15 protein-coding genes are annotated in these 14,390 nt (G+C 69.7%); 7 read left to right on the top strand and 8 right to left on the bottom strand.

Annotated features, from left to right (window positions below; genetic code table 11):
* Window positions 1-33 precede the first annotated feature (33 nt).
* Both DN771_RS00805 and DN771_RS00800 read left to right on the top strand, forming a co-directional pair.
* Entirely contained in the window at window positions 34-510 is a 477-nt protein-coding gene (locus DN771_RS00805; RefSeq protein WP_116995423.1) for an SRPBCC family protein, read from the top strand.
* Window positions 510-1,658: a hypothetical protein gene (locus DN771_RS00800; RefSeq protein ID WP_116995422.1), complete on the top strand. Its 1,149-nt coding sequence runs from the start codon at window positions 510-512 to the stop codon at window positions 1,656-1,658. Before DN771_RS00805 ends, DN771_RS00800 begins: the two co-directional genes overlap by 1 nt.
* Here DN771_RS00800 and DN771_RS00795 read toward each other — a convergent pair.
* Complete coding sequence (locus tag DN771_RS00795; protein WP_116995421.1) at window positions 1,641-2,039, bottom strand: VOC family protein; 399 nt, start codon at window positions 2,037-2,039, stop codon at window positions 1,641-1,643. The two genes, DN771_RS00800 and DN771_RS00795, sit on opposite strands and share 18 nt — an antisense overlap.
* A gap of 43 nt (window positions 2,040-2,082) precedes the next feature.
* Complete coding sequence (locus tag DN771_RS00790) at window positions 2,083-2,805, bottom strand: AraC family transcriptional regulator (protein ID WP_116995420.1); 723 nt, start codon at window positions 2,803-2,805, stop codon at window positions 2,083-2,085.
* A 142-nt stretch (window positions 2,806-2,947) separates the two neighbouring features.
* Here DN771_RS00790 and DN771_RS00785 point away from each other — a divergent pair, with 142 nt between their 5' ends.
* Together DN771_RS00785 and DN771_RS00780 are read left to right on the top strand one after the other, a co-directional pair.
* Window positions 2,948-3,373, top strand: coding sequence for a hypothetical protein (locus DN771_RS00785; protein ID WP_116995419.1), 426 nt, complete (start codon window positions 2,948-2,950; stop codon window positions 3,371-3,373).
* A gap of 6 nt (window positions 3,374-3,379) precedes the next feature.
* The gene (locus DN771_RS00780) at window positions 3,380-3,637 is read left to right on the top strand and encodes a GlsB/YeaQ/YmgE family stress response membrane protein (RefSeq protein WP_116995418.1); all 258 of its coding nucleotides are present in this window, start codon (window positions 3,380-3,382) and stop codon (window positions 3,635-3,637) included.
* A gap of 299 nt (window positions 3,638-3,936) precedes the next feature.
* Here DN771_RS00780 and lon read toward each other — a convergent pair whose 3' ends face one another.
* The 6 genes from lon to DN771_RS00750 all read right to left on the bottom strand — a co-directional run bounded on the left by lon (window position 3,937) and on the right by DN771_RS00750 (window position 11,099).
* On the bottom strand, window positions 3,937-6,384 hold the full coding sequence (gene lon, locus DN771_RS00775) for an endopeptidase La (protein WP_162941392.1): 2,448 nt from the start codon (window positions 6,382-6,384) through the stop codon (window positions 3,937-3,939).
* A 199-nt stretch (window positions 6,385-6,583) separates the two neighbouring features.
* Window positions 6,584-7,285 (bottom strand): ABC transporter ATP-binding protein, encoded by a 702-nt coding sequence (locus tag DN771_RS00770; RefSeq protein WP_162941391.1) that lies wholly within the window; start codon window positions 7,283-7,285, stop codon window positions 6,584-6,586.
* Complete coding sequence (locus DN771_RS00765; RefSeq protein ID WP_205528350.1) at window positions 7,282-8,091, bottom strand: ABC transporter ATP-binding protein; 810 nt, start codon at window positions 8,089-8,091, stop codon at window positions 7,282-7,284. The genes DN771_RS00770 and DN771_RS00765 overlap by 4 nt, the downstream gene beginning before the upstream one ends.
* Window positions 8,088-8,987 (bottom strand): branched-chain amino acid ABC transporter permease, encoded by a 900-nt coding sequence (locus tag DN771_RS00760; RefSeq protein WP_116995416.1) that lies wholly within the window; start codon window positions 8,985-8,987, stop codon window positions 8,088-8,090. The genes DN771_RS00765 and DN771_RS00760 overlap by 4 nt, the downstream gene beginning before the upstream one ends.
* The gene (locus tag DN771_RS00755) at window positions 8,980-9,852 is read right to left on the bottom strand and encodes a branched-chain amino acid ABC transporter permease (RefSeq protein WP_116995415.1); all 873 of its coding nucleotides are present in this window, start codon (window positions 9,850-9,852) and stop codon (window positions 8,980-8,982) included. Before DN771_RS00755 ends, DN771_RS00760 begins: the two co-directional genes overlap by 8 nt.
* An 80-nt stretch (window positions 9,853-9,932) precedes the next feature.
* Window positions 9,933-11,099, bottom strand: a complete 1,167-nt coding sequence (locus DN771_RS00750; protein WP_116995414.1) for an ABC transporter substrate-binding protein — start codon at window positions 11,097-11,099, stop codon at window positions 9,933-9,935.
* Between the two features lie 138 nt (window positions 11,100-11,237).
* Between DN771_RS00750 and DN771_RS00745 the strand changes: the two genes are divergently transcribed.
* Genes DN771_RS00745 through DN771_RS00735 form a run of 3 tightly spaced genes read left to right on the top strand, consistent with a single transcriptional unit; the run spans window position 11,238 to window position 14,381 of the window.
* On the top strand, window positions 11,238-12,455 hold the full coding sequence (locus DN771_RS00745; RefSeq protein ID WP_116995413.1) for an alpha/beta hydrolase family protein: 1,218 nt from the start codon (window positions 11,238-11,240) through the stop codon (window positions 12,453-12,455).
* A complete protein-coding gene (locus tag DN771_RS00740; RefSeq protein WP_116995412.1) occupies window positions 12,452-13,192 on the top strand; it encodes a VOC family protein in 741 nt (246 codons plus the stop codon). Before DN771_RS00745 ends, DN771_RS00740 begins: the two co-directional genes overlap by 4 nt.
* A 13-nt stretch (window positions 13,193-13,205) precedes the next feature.
* Window positions 13,206-14,381 (top strand): acyl-CoA dehydrogenase family protein, encoded by a 1,176-nt coding sequence (locus DN771_RS00735; RefSeq protein WP_116995411.1) that lies wholly within the window; start codon window positions 13,206-13,208, stop codon window positions 14,379-14,381.
* Window positions 14,382-14,390: the final 9 nt, after the last annotated feature.

Genomic DNA, 14,390 nt, shown 5'->3' with positions numbered 1-14,390 from the left:
TGACCGACCGGTTCTCTGGGTACCGATGGAAGAATGGTCCGCTTCACTGCTGAGACGCTGCTGCCTGTGGACGCCGAGACCGCCTTCGATCTCTCGCTGTCGATCGACGTGCACGCGGCGTCCTTCCGGTCGTCCGGGGAGCAGGCGATCGGTGGTGTGCGAGCCGGCACGATCGGGCTCGGTGAGTTCGTCACCTGGCGGGCCCGGCACTTCGGCGTGATGTGGACGATGACGAACGCCATCACGTCGTGGGAACGCCCGACGCGGTTCGTCGACGAGCAGCGGCGAGGGCCGTTCAAGTCGTTCCGCCACGAACACCGCTTCGAACCGGCCGAACACGGCACGACGCTCATCGATCACGTCGAGTTCGAGGCGCCGTTCGGGCCGATCGGCCGGCTCGTCGAGCGGCTCGTCCTCGGTCGCTATCTCCGCCACCTGATCGAGGTCCGCAACGCCTTCCTCGTCACCGAAGCGACCCGCGTGGGCCGGGCGACCGAATCGACGCCGTGATGACCGACGCCGTCCCGGCCACGTCCTACCCGTTCGCCTTCGAGCCGACGCTCGATCGATGGGCCCGGCTCTTCGCGGTCGTTCCGACGCGATCGTTCGTGCACGTCGACGACGATGGATTCGAAGCCGTCTACGGCTCGTGGCGCGTCGGCACGGTGTGGTCGAACGTCGTGGAGGTCACCCGCACCGGACCGTACGAGAAGTGGAAGATCGCCGGACCGGCCCACCTCTCGGTCGCCGATCGCGGCATCACGATGGCGGCGACGACGGCGGGCGGCGTGTGTCTCCGTCTCCGTGAGCCGATCCCCGGGATCGAACCGTTGGGCCTGATCCGGCATCCGGGCGTGACGCTCGGCGTGGCCGATCCGGACTCGTTCGTACGCGACGTGAGCGATCGCCTGCGACGGTCGCGGGAATCGTCGGACGAGCCGAACACCGATCCGCGCCACCCGAAGGGCCGACCGCTCGCGACGTTGGCCGCGATGTGGCGGTGGAAAAAGCGATCGGTGACCCACCACGAGCAGGACGTGGAGCGGATCGCCCTCCCGGCGAACCATCGCTCCGGGTGTGACGACGACCAGCCGCCCGAACAGGGCACCGGTCCGACCATCCACCGCCGGTATCGCGTCGGCGTGCGCAACGCATCGTGCTCGGCCGACGAGGCGATGGCCAGGATCCAGGCGGAGCCCGACGTCCTCACCGACTCCAGCTTCGCACCGTTCACCAAGACGGTCGGCAGCACCGGGGCGATGAACACCGGCGACCGCTACGTCATCCAGGTGTTCGGCCCATGGAAGGGTGCCGTCGAGGTGATCGACGTGACGCCGCAGTCGTTCCGGTTGTCGACGTTGGAAGGTCACATGGAATCGGGAGTGATCGAGATGCGCGCCCAGGACGGCGACGGCGAGCTCTGGTTCACCATCGAGTCGTGGGCCCGCAGTCACGACCGCGTCCTCCGCGTGCTCTACGACCGGCTCAAGCTTGCGTACGCACTGCAGAGCGAGATGTGGGCCACAGCGCTGGATCGCTTCGTCGAGCTCACCGGCGGCGAGCCGGTGGGACCGTTCGAGATCGTCACCGAACGGGCGAGGACATCGCGAGGGGTCGGGCGTGCCGCCGCCGCAGTCGGTTCAGGCCGGGATCGCTGACATGTCGACGTGCACCACCTCGAAGTGGTGTCCATCAGGGTCGGCGAACCCGCGGTTGTAGAGCCAGCCGAGGTCGGTGGCTTCCTTCGTCGGCGAGCCGCCCGACAGCAGGGCCGTGTCGGCGATCCGATCGACCTCGTCGCGGGAGTCGACGCCGAGTGCGTTGATCACGCCACTGCTCCGTGGCAGCGGCCGGTCGGTGTAGGTCTGGAACTGCTCGAGCGTCGACAGCTGGAGGGCGGCGGTCTCGGACAGGACCACGTATGCCGACGACTCGTCCGAGAACTGCGGGTTGAGCGAGAACCCCAGCGCCTCGTAGAACGCCTTGCTGGCGGCGATGTCGGCGACGGGGAGGTTGACGAAGAGGTGGGTGACGGACATGTTCAGCTCCTGAGGGTGGTGTCGTCGTTCGGACACCGCCCAGTCAAGTGACGTCCCAGCGTGGTGTCTTGTACAGGAGCGACAACGGCACGTCGCTCGCCGCGCGCTGGATCTCCGTCGCCGTTCTTCCGATGTACCGGACGAGGGAGCGCGCCATATGGGGTTGGTCGTAGTACCCCGCCTGATGCACGACGTCGGTCGCCCTCGCTCCCGACGCGAGCAGCGTCGCCGCGTGGCGAGCTCGCTCGATCTGACGGATCGCACCGAGCGTGAGCCCGGTTGCGCCGACCACCCGGCGCTGCACCGATCGCGCCGACAGGCCGTGGTCGTCGGCCCCGGCCGCAGCTTCCGAGACGAGCTGGTCACGCCTCAGCAGTCCGGCGCGGGCGAGTTGGCGGACGAAGTCCTCCGCCGACTCGTAGCCCGGCAGCTCCCACGCGTCCCCGGCGAGCGAGACGCGTCCTGCCGCCGTGTCCGCGCCGACCGCCGAGTCGACCAGTCGCGGGACCGGCAGGTGCGGCATCTCCGTGCCGTGCGAGAACACGATGCCGAGCGCCCAGTCCACCTCGGGGATCGGCACGAGCGTGGTGCGCGTCTCGGGTCCACGGATCGCTACGTCGACCCGGCCGCGAACGCGCGAGATCACCAGCTCCCAGTTGGAGTTGGCGACCGACAGCATGTGACTCGGCTCGGCGCCGTCGGAACGCCACACGCGCTCGACGTAGACCGAGTCCGACGCCCGGTCGATCGCGTTGAGGCCGGCCATGGCCGACATTGTCCCTCACCGGACCGGGCGAGGTGCGCCGTCACGCGTTCACCCGATCAGGGTGGTGCCGTCGGCCTCGGCGACACTGTTGTGTATCGGTAGCGCACCGACGTCCACACGTGCGCCTGGGTAGGAGAGCCGCATGATTCGGATGCTGATCAACGTCGGATTGTCGATACTCGCCAACGCGGTCGGGTTGATCGTCGCCGCCGCCCTGCTCGACGACATGGCGCTCGGAGCGAGCGGCTTCATCATCGCCGTCCTCGTCTTCACCGGCGTCCTGATCCTCGTCCGCCCGATGATCACGAAACTGGCGATCAAGCACGCCAGCGCCCTCGGAGGCAGCTCGGCGCTGCTCGCCACCGTCGTGGGTCTGGTGGTGACGGTGATCGTCTCCGACAGCCTCTCGATCCGCGGCGCGCTCACGTGGGTGCTGGCCACCGTCATCGTCTGGGCGGCGTCACTGGTCGGCGGGCTGTTCCTTCCCTGGCTGCTCCTGCGCAAGACGAAGTACGCCAGGAAGCCACCACCTCCGAACGCCGCGTCGAACGTGCGGACCTGGGGCTGATCGCCGATGTTGTTGCTCGGGATCCTTCTCTTCGGCCTCGTCATCGGCGCCGGCGCCCAGATCATCCTCGCCCGCGGTTCGACGAACATCGATTGGGCCACGGCCCTGATCGCCGGCCTCGGCGGATCGCTCGTCGGCGGCCTCCTCATCAGCCTCATCGCCGGCGACGGCATCCGCTTCCGCCCGAGCGGGGTCATCGGGTCGATCGTCGGCGCCCTCATCGTGACGGCGGCGATGTCGGCGTTCCGCTCGCGCCAGCGCTGAGTCGAGGTGCCGGGACGCTTCCCTATCGGTCGTTCGTCTTCAGTGACGCAAGTTTTGCGAGCACAAATGCAGCGTAATCACCCAAAAGGGTGATCAAGACCTAACGACTGTTCGCTTGTCGATGCCTGTCGGTGATGGTACGGTGACCGTACGAGTGAATCGTCGGCGCGCCCACACCGACGATTCCTGGCACCGTGACGGCGGACACGGGACTCGACTGCATCGTGTCGGTTGTGGCATCGGCGGAGGCCGCAACCGACACGGGCGGTCCGACCGTCCCGATGGACGATCCGGGGGGTTCAGGCGAACGCTGCGGCGGCCACGTCGGCGTAGGTCTCGGCCAGGTGGAAGGTCATCTCGTCGCGCACCCGCTCGGGCACGTCGTCGAGGTCGGGACCGTTGCGCTTGGGCAGGACCACCTCGGTGAGCCCGGCCCGGTGCGCGGCGAGCACCTTCTGCTTCACCCCGCCGATGGGCAGCACCGCGCCCTGCAACGTGATCTCGCCGGTCATCCCCACGGTCGGCTTCACCGGCCGACCGCGAAGCAGACTGACGAGGGCCGTGGTCATCGTGACACCCGCGGACGGTCCGTCCTTGGGCACCGCACCGGCGGGCACGTGCACGTGGAAACGGCGCCGGATCGTGTCGGGATCGATACCGAGTTCGTCAGCGTGTGATCGCACGTAGTTGAGGGCGATCTGCGCCGACTCCTTCATCACGTCGCCGAGTTGGCCGGTGAGGGTGAGCCCGGGCTCGGCGTCGGCGCCGGTGGGGAACGCCGTGGTCTCGATGAACAGCACGTCGCCACCCGCTCCCGTGACGGCGAGACCGGTGGCCACGCCGGGCAACTCGGTGCGCTGGGGGACCTCGTCGTCCACCTTGGCCCGCCCGAGCCACGTCGACAGAGAGGGCGCACTGACATCGCCGACGGGATCGCCGGTGGCGATGCGGGCCGCAACCTTGCGGGCCAGCTTGCCGAGCTCACGCTCCAGCGACCGCACGCCGGCCTCCCGGGTGTAGTTGCGGATGACGGCCCGGATGGTGTCGTCGTCGACGGTCAGCTCCTCGGCCCGCACGCCGGCCCGGTCGAGCTGCCGCGGCAGCAGGTAGCGGCGGGCGATGAACACCTTCTCGTCGTCGGTGTACCCGTCCAGGCGCACGACGTCCATGCGGTCGAGCAACGGGGCGGGAACGGTGTCGAGGACGTTCGCCGTGGCGATGAACACGACGTCTGACAGGTCGAGATCGAGCTCGAGGTAGTGGTCGCGGAACGTGTGGTTCTGCGCCGGATCGAGCACCTCGAGGAGGGCCGCCGTCGGATCACCCGACCAGCCGCCCGCCGACAGCTTGTCGACCTCGTCGAGCAGGATCACCGGATTGGACGTGCCGGCCTCGGTCATCGCCTTGGCGATGCGGCCCGGCTGGGAGCCGACGTACGTACGCCGGTGCCCGCGGATCTCCGCCTCGTCGCGGACGCCGCCGAGGGCCACGCGGACGAACGACCGTCCCATCGCCCTGGCGATCGACTCGCCGAGGCTGGTCTTGCCCACCCCGGGCGGGCCGACGAGCGTGATGATCGCGCCTTGCTGATTGTTGCGGCTCTTCTGCTTGTTGCGGCTCCTCGCCGCAACGGTCGGCTGATCATCGCGGCTCTCTGGCGCGACGGTCGGCTGGCCATCGCGACTCTCTGGCGCGACGGTCGGCTGATCGTCACTGGTGTCGGTGTCGGCGTCGTCGCGCTCGGCGCGGAGCTTGCGCACCGCCATGTACTCGACGATCCGGTCCTTCACGTCGCCGAGTCCGTAGTGATCGGCGTCGAGGACCTCGCGCACGGCGGCGAGATCGAGGTTGTCCTCGCTGCGCTGGCCCCACGGCAGCTCGAAGACCCGGTCGAGCCAGGTGCGGATCCAGCCGTGCTCGGGCGACTGGGAGCTGGTGCGCTCGAGGCGGTCGATCTCCTTGGCGATGGCGTTGTACGCCGTTTCGGGCGCGCCGAGCTCGGCGAGTCGATCGCGGTACTCCGACACGACGTTGTCGTCGCCCTCACCGAGCTCCTTGCGAATCGCCTCCAGCTGCTGGCGTAGCAGGTACTCCCGCTGCTGCTTGTCGACGCCCTCGCTGACGTCGTTGCGGATCGACTGCGCCACCTGCAGCTCGGCCAGGTGGTTGCGGGCCCAGTCGAGGAGGATCTGCACGCGGTCGGCCACGTCGACGGCGGCGAGTACGGCGGCCCGGTCAGCCTCGCCGAACTCGGCCCAGGTGGCCACGGCGTCGGCGAGCGCGCCGGGGTCGGCGACCGTCCGCATCAGCTCGGGGAGGCGACGGGAACGCCGCAACTCGGCGACCACGTTCAACACGCCGCGCAGTTCCCGGCCGAGTGCCTCGACCCGGGGCGTCGGGCGGGGGTCGATGACCAGCTCGGCCTCGGCCCAGTCGCCGCCCCGCTCGCTCGGGTGGACCGCCACGATGCGGGCCCGGCCGTCGACGCTGACCACTGCGGCCGGATCGCCCGTGGGGAGCGATCCGACGTCGGGGACCTGGGCGATGACGGCCAGCTCGCCGGCGCCGGCCGACCCCTCGGTGGCGACGCGGAGCAGGATCCGCCGCTCGGATTCGGCCCGGGCGGCGGCGACGGAGGCGCGCAGCTCGTCGCTGCCGAGCATCAGCGTGACGACGGCGCCGGGCAGGACGGCGGCGGGGATGGTGGCGACAGGAAGGCGAACGGTGGAGACGGTCACGTCACTCATAGGTGGACATGGTACGGCGTTACTTGGAAAACTTGATCGACGACGACTCAAGCTTTCTTCCGCGACCGGGTGTCGGAACGCGTCCGCCGGCCCCTCTCTCATCGGGCACGGCCGCATTCGTCCGCACAGCGGTCCGCTGCGGACCGCAGCGCGGACGGAATCAGGTCCCAAGCAGGCGTGCCGGGACATGCCGCCCGCGTCAGGTGAGGTAGGACTCGATCAGCTCGTCGCCGAGCTCGTCGCTGCGCCCCGTCCGCACGACCTCGCCGTTGAGCAGGACATATGCCCGGTCCGCGACGTCCAGGGCGAGCCGGGCGTTCTGCTCGGCGAGCAAGAGCGATGTCCCCGACTCGACCACGCGGCGCAGGGCGTCGAGCACCGAGTCGACCACGACCGGAGCGAGCCCCATCGACGGTTCGTCGATCGCCAGGACGACCGGACGGGCCATCAGCGCCCTCGCGATGGCGACCATCTGTTGCTCGCCGCCCGACAGCAGGCCGGACTTCGTCGTGATGCGGCGACCGAGCGACGGGAACAGATCGACCATGCGCTCGATGTCCGCGGCGACCTCGGCCCGTGGCCGGCCCCGGCCACCGAGACGGAGGTTCTCACCCACGGTCAGGGGAGCGATCATCGAGCGCCCTTCGGGAGCGTGGACGAAGCCGGCGCGGGCGATGCGGTACGCCGGCCGGCCGGTGATGTCCCGGCCCGACAGCGTGATCGAGCCGGCGGCCGGTCGCAGCAGCCCCGAGATCGTTCGGAGCAGCGTGGTCTTGCCCGCGCCGTTCGGACCGAGCACGGCGACGGCTTCGCCGGCGGCGACCTCGAGGTGGACGTCGCGCACCGCGGTCACCGCGCCGTAGCGCACGGTCAGGTCGCGGACGTCGAGGCTGCCCGTCACGATCCGCCCTGCCGGGTGCCGAGGTAGGCGTCGCGCACCCGCTCGTCCGACCACACCGCATCGGGAGCGTCGATCGTCACGAGCCGCCCCCAGTCGAGCACGGCGACGCGGTCACACACCTCCGACACGAGCCGCACGTTGTGGTCGACGAGCAGCACCGTCATCCCGTCGTCGCGGAGCTCGCCGACCAGGCGCCCGATCTCGTCGGACTCGGTGCGGGTCATGCCGGCCGTCGGCTCGTCAAGCAGGAGCAACGACGGCTCGATGGCCAGCGCCCTGGCGATCTCGACCCGACGACGGACCCCGTAGGACAGCTCCGACACGCGCTCGCCGGCGAGATCGCCCAGGCCGAGCCGCTCGATCAACGCCGCGGCCGCCGCCCGCTCGCGCCGTTGCGCCCCGGGCCAGAGCACCGAGCGCCGCGGCTGCTTGCCGAACGCGAGATGGCGGCCGATCAGCACGTTGTCGAGCACCGTGGACTCGTCGAACAGGCGCAGGTTCTGATACGTGCGGGCGATGCCGCGTGCCGCCAACTGATGGGGCCGCAGCCCGTCGACGGATGCGCCGGCGAACGTGATCCGGCCCTCCGACGGCGAGAAGTAGGCGGAGATGAGATTGACCACCGTCGTCTTGCCGGCCCCGTTCGGTCCGATCAGTCCCAGCACCTCCTGCCGCTCGGCCGACAGCGTGACGCCGTCGACGGCACGCACGGCGCCGAACGCCTTGCCGACGCCCTCGAGCTGCAGCAACGCACCCCCGGCCCGCGCCGCTCCGGCGCCGAACGGCCCTTCGAGTTGGGCATTCACGGTGTCGCCGCCGTGCTCGGGGCGGCGGCATCCCGACGCGTGCGAAGCGGGCCGAGCCGGCGTTGCAGCGGGCGCCAGGTCGCCCGGCTCGCCAGTCCACCGGGGGCCAGGATCATCGTCACCACGAGGATCCCGCCGTAGATGAACGACTCCCAGTCCGAGCCGGCGAACTCGAGGTTCTCCTCGATCACCCGGAAGGCGACCGTGGCGACGACGGCGCCGATCCAGTGGCCGACCCCGCCGACGAGGGCGTAGGTGAAGACCATCACGAGGAGCGGGAAGTTGTACTGGTCGGGACTGATCACCGTGGTGCGATGGGCCTCGAGCGCCCCGGCGAGCCCGGCCAGGGCGCCGCTCGCGGCGAACACCCCGGTGCGGTAGGCGAAGATGTTCACGCCCAGCCCCGACGCCGTTCGCTCGTCGAGACGGATCGCCTGCATCGCCCGGCCCACGTGGGACCGGTGGACGATCTCGAGCACGATCAGCACCACCAGCACGATGGCGACGAGCCATTCCGTGCCGATGTCCTGGGGGATGTTGGAGATGCCGAACACGCCGTTGGTGAAGTCGACGTTGGCGATGCCGAGCACGATCACCTGAGCGAGGGCGAGGCTGCCGAGGGCGAGGTAGATGCCCCGCAGGCGCAGCACCGGCAGCCCGAACAGGGTGGCCAGCACGGCGCCCGACACGGCCGCGGCCGGGATCCCCAGCGCGGTCGGCCACCCCGCGTCGGTGACGAGGAGTGCCGACGTGTACGCCCCGATGGCGGCGAACCCCGCGGTCGCCATCGAGAACAGGCCGCACTGGAACAGGATCACCACCGACAACACGAGGAGGATGTCGATCAGCGTGACGTCGACCAGGAACTGGTGGTACGACGAGAGCCAGTCAAACACGGACGGCCTCCTTGGCCCCGAACAGCCCCGACGGCCGCACGAGGAGGACCACGAGGATCACGAGATAGGCACAGGCCTCGCTGAACTTCGACGACACGTGCACCGTGGCGTACGTCTCGATCACGCCGAGGGCGAGCCCGCCGACCACCGCCCCGGCCACCGAGCCCATGCCGCCGAGCACGATGACGGCGAAGGCGACGAGCAGCAGCCGGTCACCCGACGAGTACGACACCTGGGCCGTGTTGACCGAGACGAACACACCGGCGAGGGCAGCGAGCGCTCCCGAGACGAAGTAGGCGGTCGCCGACGCCAACCGGGCGTTGACCCCGAGCAGCTCGGCGGTCTCTCGGGAGTAGGCGACGGCCCGCAATCCTCGCCCGAAGCTCGTGTACCGGAGCCAGGCGGCGAGGAGCACCATGGCGACGAGCGACACGGCGAGCACGAGGATCTGAAGCTTCGGGATGTTCTGCCCGAACAGCTCGACGGGGCCCTTCGGGAAGCCGTCACGGGGGTAGGGCTCGAACCGCGACCCGGTGCGCTTCTTGAGCAACGCCTGCATCATCGCCGCCACGCCGATCGTGGCGACGACGAAGGCGTGCTCGGAGGCGCCGCGGCGACGCAGCGCCTCGAGCACGCCGGCGTCGATGGCTGCCGAGATCGCCCCCGCGGCGAGCATGCCGACGAGGATCGCCACGGGCACCGGCCAGTCGGCGTTGAGCGCGGCGAGGGTTGCGAACGCTCCCCACGTGAGCACCTGGGCGTGCGTGAACGTGAGCACGTGCAGCACACCCCAGATCAGCGTCACACCCAGGCCGAGCAGGGCGTAGATGCTGCCGACGGCGAGGCCGTTGATGGTCTGCTGCACGTGTCTCCGTGTGGATCGAGATGGAGGACGGTCGGCTCAGGCGGTCACGGCCGCCCGAGCCCCGAACGCGGTCGCGCTCGTCACTCGCACGTCGTCTCTGGTGTCCACAGGACCGCTTCGCCGTCCTGGATCTGCAGGTTCACACCGGGGATCGACGGGTTGCGGGTCTCGTCGAAGTCGTACACCCCGAAGGCTCCCTCGAAGTCCTCGAGGTCGTGCAGCGCGGCGATGATCGCCTCGGACTCGGCCGAGCCGGCGGCGGCGAGCGCCTCGGCGTACACCCACATGGCGTCGAATCCGGCCGCTGCGTAGAGGTCGGCGTCCTCGCCCATCGCCTCGATGAACTGCGGATTGCGGCCGGTGTCGTTCTGCGCCGCCCACACCGAGTTGAACGTCGTGCACTGCATCGCGCCCCCGGCCTGCCCGAGCACGTCGTCACGTGCCGAGCCGTCGCTGGAGATGATCGGCGTCTCGATGCCGAGCTCCTCGGCCTGCAGGAAGATCGGTGCGATCTGGCCGGGGAACGTCGTCAGCACGATGACGTCGGCGCCGGCATTGTCGGCTTCGGTCAGCTGGGCGCGGAAGTCCGTGTCGGTGGTCGTGAAGGCCTGGACCTCGAGCGTCTCCAGCCCGGCCTCCTCCAAGGCGCCGATCCGAGCCTCGTGGATGGCCACGGTCGTCTCGGAGTCGTTGACGTAGAGGTAGGCGGCCGACGTCGCACCGAGCGATTCGGCGATGACCGGGTCGCTGGCGGCGTACAGGCCGGTCACGTTGGGGATGATGCGGAAGACGTTCTCGCCGACATCGGTGACGCCGGGAGCGGCGAGCCCGAGAGCGATCACCGGGATACCGGCCTCGACGGCCTTGGGCACGGCCGCCATGAACGACGGCGTGAGGGTGAACCCGACGATGGCGTCCACCTGCTCGCTGTCCACCAGTTCGAGGACGGCGGCCACGGCCTCCTGCTTGTCGCCCTTGGTGTCGACGGGGAGCAGTTCGATCGTGACGTCGCCGAGAAATCCCTCCTCGTTGATCTGCTCGAGGGCCAGTTCCACACCGTTCAGCTCGCTCTCACCGATGTCGGCGATCGCCGCCGAGCCCGACATGTCGAGCGGGACACCGATGCGCACGGTGGTCGCCTCGGCGGACGTGGCGGCCACCGAGCCGATCGATGCCGTGCTCGCCGCGATGGCAGCAGCCGCCGCGGCCAAGGCGCCGAAGGCGCCCGTCGTTTGCTTGACTCGCATGATTGATTCCCCCTTGCAGAACTGACCTTCTGGGTCGGTGAGCGCATCGAACCACGAAAGTGGACAGGTGTCAATTTGAGATCACCCATGACGGGGAGAAGTTGACACATGTCAACTTCGATGGCTACCCTCGCCTCGATGGGGGACACGTCGACGACCACTCGCAGCTACGAACGCGTGCCGCTCCTGGTGGCGTTCCGGGACGACTCCGCCGTGCGGGACACCTACGGCGGAACGGGCGAGTACGTCACGCTGGAGGCCCACCTGCTGCGACCACCCGACCCATCCGACACGGTGCTCGTGTTCATGCACCCCATCGGCGGCGGCAGCTACCTCCCGATGACGATGGCCCTCGCCAAGGCCGGCCACCACGTCATCTACTGCAACAGCCGGTACCGCGGCACCGACGCCGCGCTGGTGATGGAGAAGGTGGTCCAGGACCTCGGCGCGTGCGTCGCCGACGCTCGCGGCCGGCTCGGCTACCGCAAGGTCGTGCTCGCGGGGTGGAGCGGCGGCGGCGCCCTGTCGATGTACTACCAACAGCAGGCCGAGCGGCCGACGGTGACGTCCACGCCGGCAGGCGACCCGCCCGACCTCACGGCGCTCGGGCTCGAGCCCGCCGACGCCGTTCTCCTGCTCGCCGCTCACATCAGCCGCCACGGGACGTTGAGCGAGTGGATGGACGCGTCGATCCTCGACGAGCGTGACCCGACGGTCCGCGACGTCGAGCTCGACCTCTACGACGCCCGCAACCCCAACCAGCCGCCCTACACGCCCGAGTTCCTCGAGCGTTACCGAGAGGCACAGGTCGCCCGCAACCGGCGCATCACGGCGTGGGTCAAGGCGCAGCTCGGCAAGCTCAAGGCGGCCGGCCGCGAGCACGACGAGCTGGCGTTCGTGGTCCACGGCACGATGGCCGACCCCCGCTGGCTCGATCCGACCGTCGACCCCAACGACCGCCGCCCGAACTGGTGCTACCAAGGCGACCCGCAGGTCGTGAACATGAGTCCCACCGGTCTCGCCCGCTTCACCACGTTGCGGAGCTGGCTGTCACAGTGGAGCTACGACGATGCCCGCGGCGACGCTCTCACCGCGGCACGGGACATCACCGTGCCGGTCCTCGTGATCGGCAACACGGCCGACGACGCGTGCACCCCGAGCCACACCCGGCGGCTCTTCGAAGCCGTCGGCCACGACGACAAGGAACTGCACGAGATCGCCGGCGCCACGCACTACTACGCCGGCCCCGACCAGGCCGACAAACTGGCCCAGGCGGTCGGGGTCGTCACCGACTGGCTGGCCCGGCACGGGTTCTCCGAACAGACCATCCGCCCCGGAGAGAGGAGCAGCACATGAGCACCACCGCTGAACGACCGGCGCCAGCGCCGACCGAGGCCGCCGACCCGGAGCCACGTCTCCAGCCGCGCGGCGTCCATCACCTCGCCATCAGCACGGGCGACATCAAGGCCCAGATCGAGTTCTTCAGTGACGTCCTCGGTCTCGAGCTCGTCGCCCTCTACTGGATGCACGGCGTCGAGGGGGCGTGGCACGGGTTCTTGAAGCTCGACGACCACTCGTACCTCGCCTTCGTGCAGATCGACGGGATCGCCGACATCCCCGCCGAGCTCGGCGTCACCCACGCCGGCAACGGCGGCGGCAAGTGCGCGGGCGGCACGATGCAGCACGTCGCGTTCGACGTGGCCACCAAGGACGAACTGCTCGCCATGCGGGACCGGCTCCGCGATCGCGGCGTCCACGTGATGGGCCCGCTCGAGCACGGCATGTGCACCTCGATCTACTTCGCCGGCCCCGAGCAACTGTCCTTGGAGATCTCCACCTCGGAGGTGGCGATCGACGGCAACCACTGGATCGACCCCGAGGTCGTCGCCCTCGCCGGCATCTCCGAGGAGGAGCTCGCCCGCTACCGCTCGCCGCGGACGTACGAGCGGCCGGCCGAGCCGGTGCCCCAACCGCCGCTGGACTCGCCGATGCCGCAGATGGCGTATCCCCCGAAGGTGTACGCCGCACTGATGACGATGCCCGACGCCGAGGTGACCGCCCGGCTCAGTGTGACCGACCCGCCGGTCCCGTGAGCCTCCCGTCCACATGACCACGACCGATTCACCCGCCCGAACCCACGATGACGCCGTCGCCGCGGCGACGGCGCTCGTGCCGACCCTGGCCGAGCACGCCCGATCCTCCGAGATCGCCCGGCAACCCGCCGACGAGGTGATCGACGCGGTCCGCAGGGCCGGGCTCTTCGACATACTCACGCCGACCCACTGGGGAGGGGCCGGACTCGACCTCGACTCGCTGTTCGAGGTCGGCGTCATCCTCGGCGAAGCCGACGCCTCGGCGGCGTGGATCACCACGTTCTACATCGAGCACAACTGGATGTTCTGCCAGTTCCCGGAGTCGTTCCAGCAGGAGTTGTACGGCGACCGCAGCTACGTGCTGGCGCCGGGGATGATCTCACCAGCCGGATCGGCGACCCCCGTGGATGGTGGGTATCGCCTCGACGGGCGTTGGCAGTGGGGCACCGGCATCGTGCACGCCGAGTGGGTGATCGCCGGTGCGATCGACCGGGCCAGCGGCAAGCCGCGTGCGGCGTTCTTCGCCCTGCCGATCGACGACGTCGAGGTGCTCGACACGTGGCACACCGACGGCATGGCGGGGACCGGCAGCCACGACGTGGTCATCCGTGACGCCTTCGTCCCCGAGGACCGCTTCGTCGACATCCCGGCGATGATGATGGCGACCACCCCGGGCTCGGCCATCCACCACGAGCCGCTGTACTCCACGCCGATGGCGCCGATCCTGTCGTTCACGGCGGGCGCCCCGGCGCTCGGCCAGGCCCGGTTCGCCGTGCGCGAATACGCCGCCCAGCTGCAGCGGCGCTACGACCAGATCACCCTCGAACGGCAGGCCGACAACTCGTCCCGGCAGGTGCGCCTCGCCCGCGCCGACATGATCGTGCGCAGCGCGGAGGCGCTGATGCGTTCCGTGCTCGCCGATGTGATGGAGCGCCGCAAGAACGCGGACGAGCATCGCCGCGTCGGCTGGACGGCATCGATCGCCCATGCCGTCGGCATGTGCCGTGACGCCGTCAGTGAGATCTGCGAGGCGGCCGGCGCCAGCTCGCACTTCCTCGACAACCCGCTCCAACGCGTGCGCCGCGACCTCAACACGATCTCGTGCCACACCGTGTTCGACCTCGACCAGCGCTATCGCTCGCTCGGCCGGTCCCTTGTCGGCCTGAGGAGCGAGAGCATCTGGCACTGACCGCGTTAC

This window comes from Desertimonas flava (genome assembly GCF_003426815.1).
Taxonomy (GTDB): domain Bacteria; phylum Actinomycetota; class Acidimicrobiia; order Acidimicrobiales; family Ilumatobacteraceae; genus Desertimonas; species Desertimonas flava.
The sequence above is the reverse complement of the archived record's forward strand: the minus strand, read 5'-3'. Positions and strand labels throughout refer to the sequence as shown.

Bases quoted from the DNA above. Each gene is read 5' to 3' on its own strand.
- DN771_RS00805 (WP_116995423.1), top strand. From the start codon at position 34: ATGGTCCGCTTCACTGCTGAGACGCTGCTGCCTGTGGACGCCGAGACC.
- DN771_RS00800 (WP_116995422.1), top strand. From the start codon at position 510: ATGACCGACGCCGTCCCGGCCACGTCCTACCCGTTCGCCTTCGAGCCG.
- DN771_RS00795 (WP_116995421.1), bottom strand. From the start codon at position 2,039: ATGTCCGTCACCCACCTCTTCGTCAACCTCCCCGTCGCCGACATCGCC.
- DN771_RS00790 (WP_116995420.1), bottom strand. From the start codon at position 2,805: ATGGCCGGCCTCAACGCGATCGACCGGGCGTCGGACTCGGTCTACGTC.
- DN771_RS00785 (WP_116995419.1), top strand. From the start codon at position 2,948: ATGATTCGGATGCTGATCAACGTCGGATTGTCGATACTCGCCAACGCG.
- DN771_RS00780 (WP_116995418.1), top strand. From the start codon at position 3,380: ATGTTGTTGCTCGGGATCCTTCTCTTCGGCCTCGTCATCGGCGCCGGC.
- lon (WP_162941392.1), bottom strand. From the start codon at position 6,384: ATGAGTGACGTGACCGTCTCCACCGTTCGCCTTCCTGTCGCCACCATC.
- DN771_RS00750 (WP_116995414.1), bottom strand. From the start codon at position 11,099: ATGCGAGTCAAGCAAACGACGGGCGCCTTCGGCGCCTTGGCCGCGGCG.
- DN771_RS00745 (WP_116995413.1), top strand. From the start codon at position 11,238: ATGGGGGACACGTCGACGACCACTCGCAGCTACGAACGCGTGCCGCTC.
- DN771_RS00740 (WP_116995412.1), top strand. From the start codon at position 12,452: ATGAGCACCACCGCTGAACGACCGGCGCCAGCGCCGACCGAGGCCGCC.
- DN771_RS00735 (WP_116995411.1), top strand. From the start codon at position 13,206: ATGACCACGACCGATTCACCCGCCCGAACCCACGATGACGCCGTCGCC.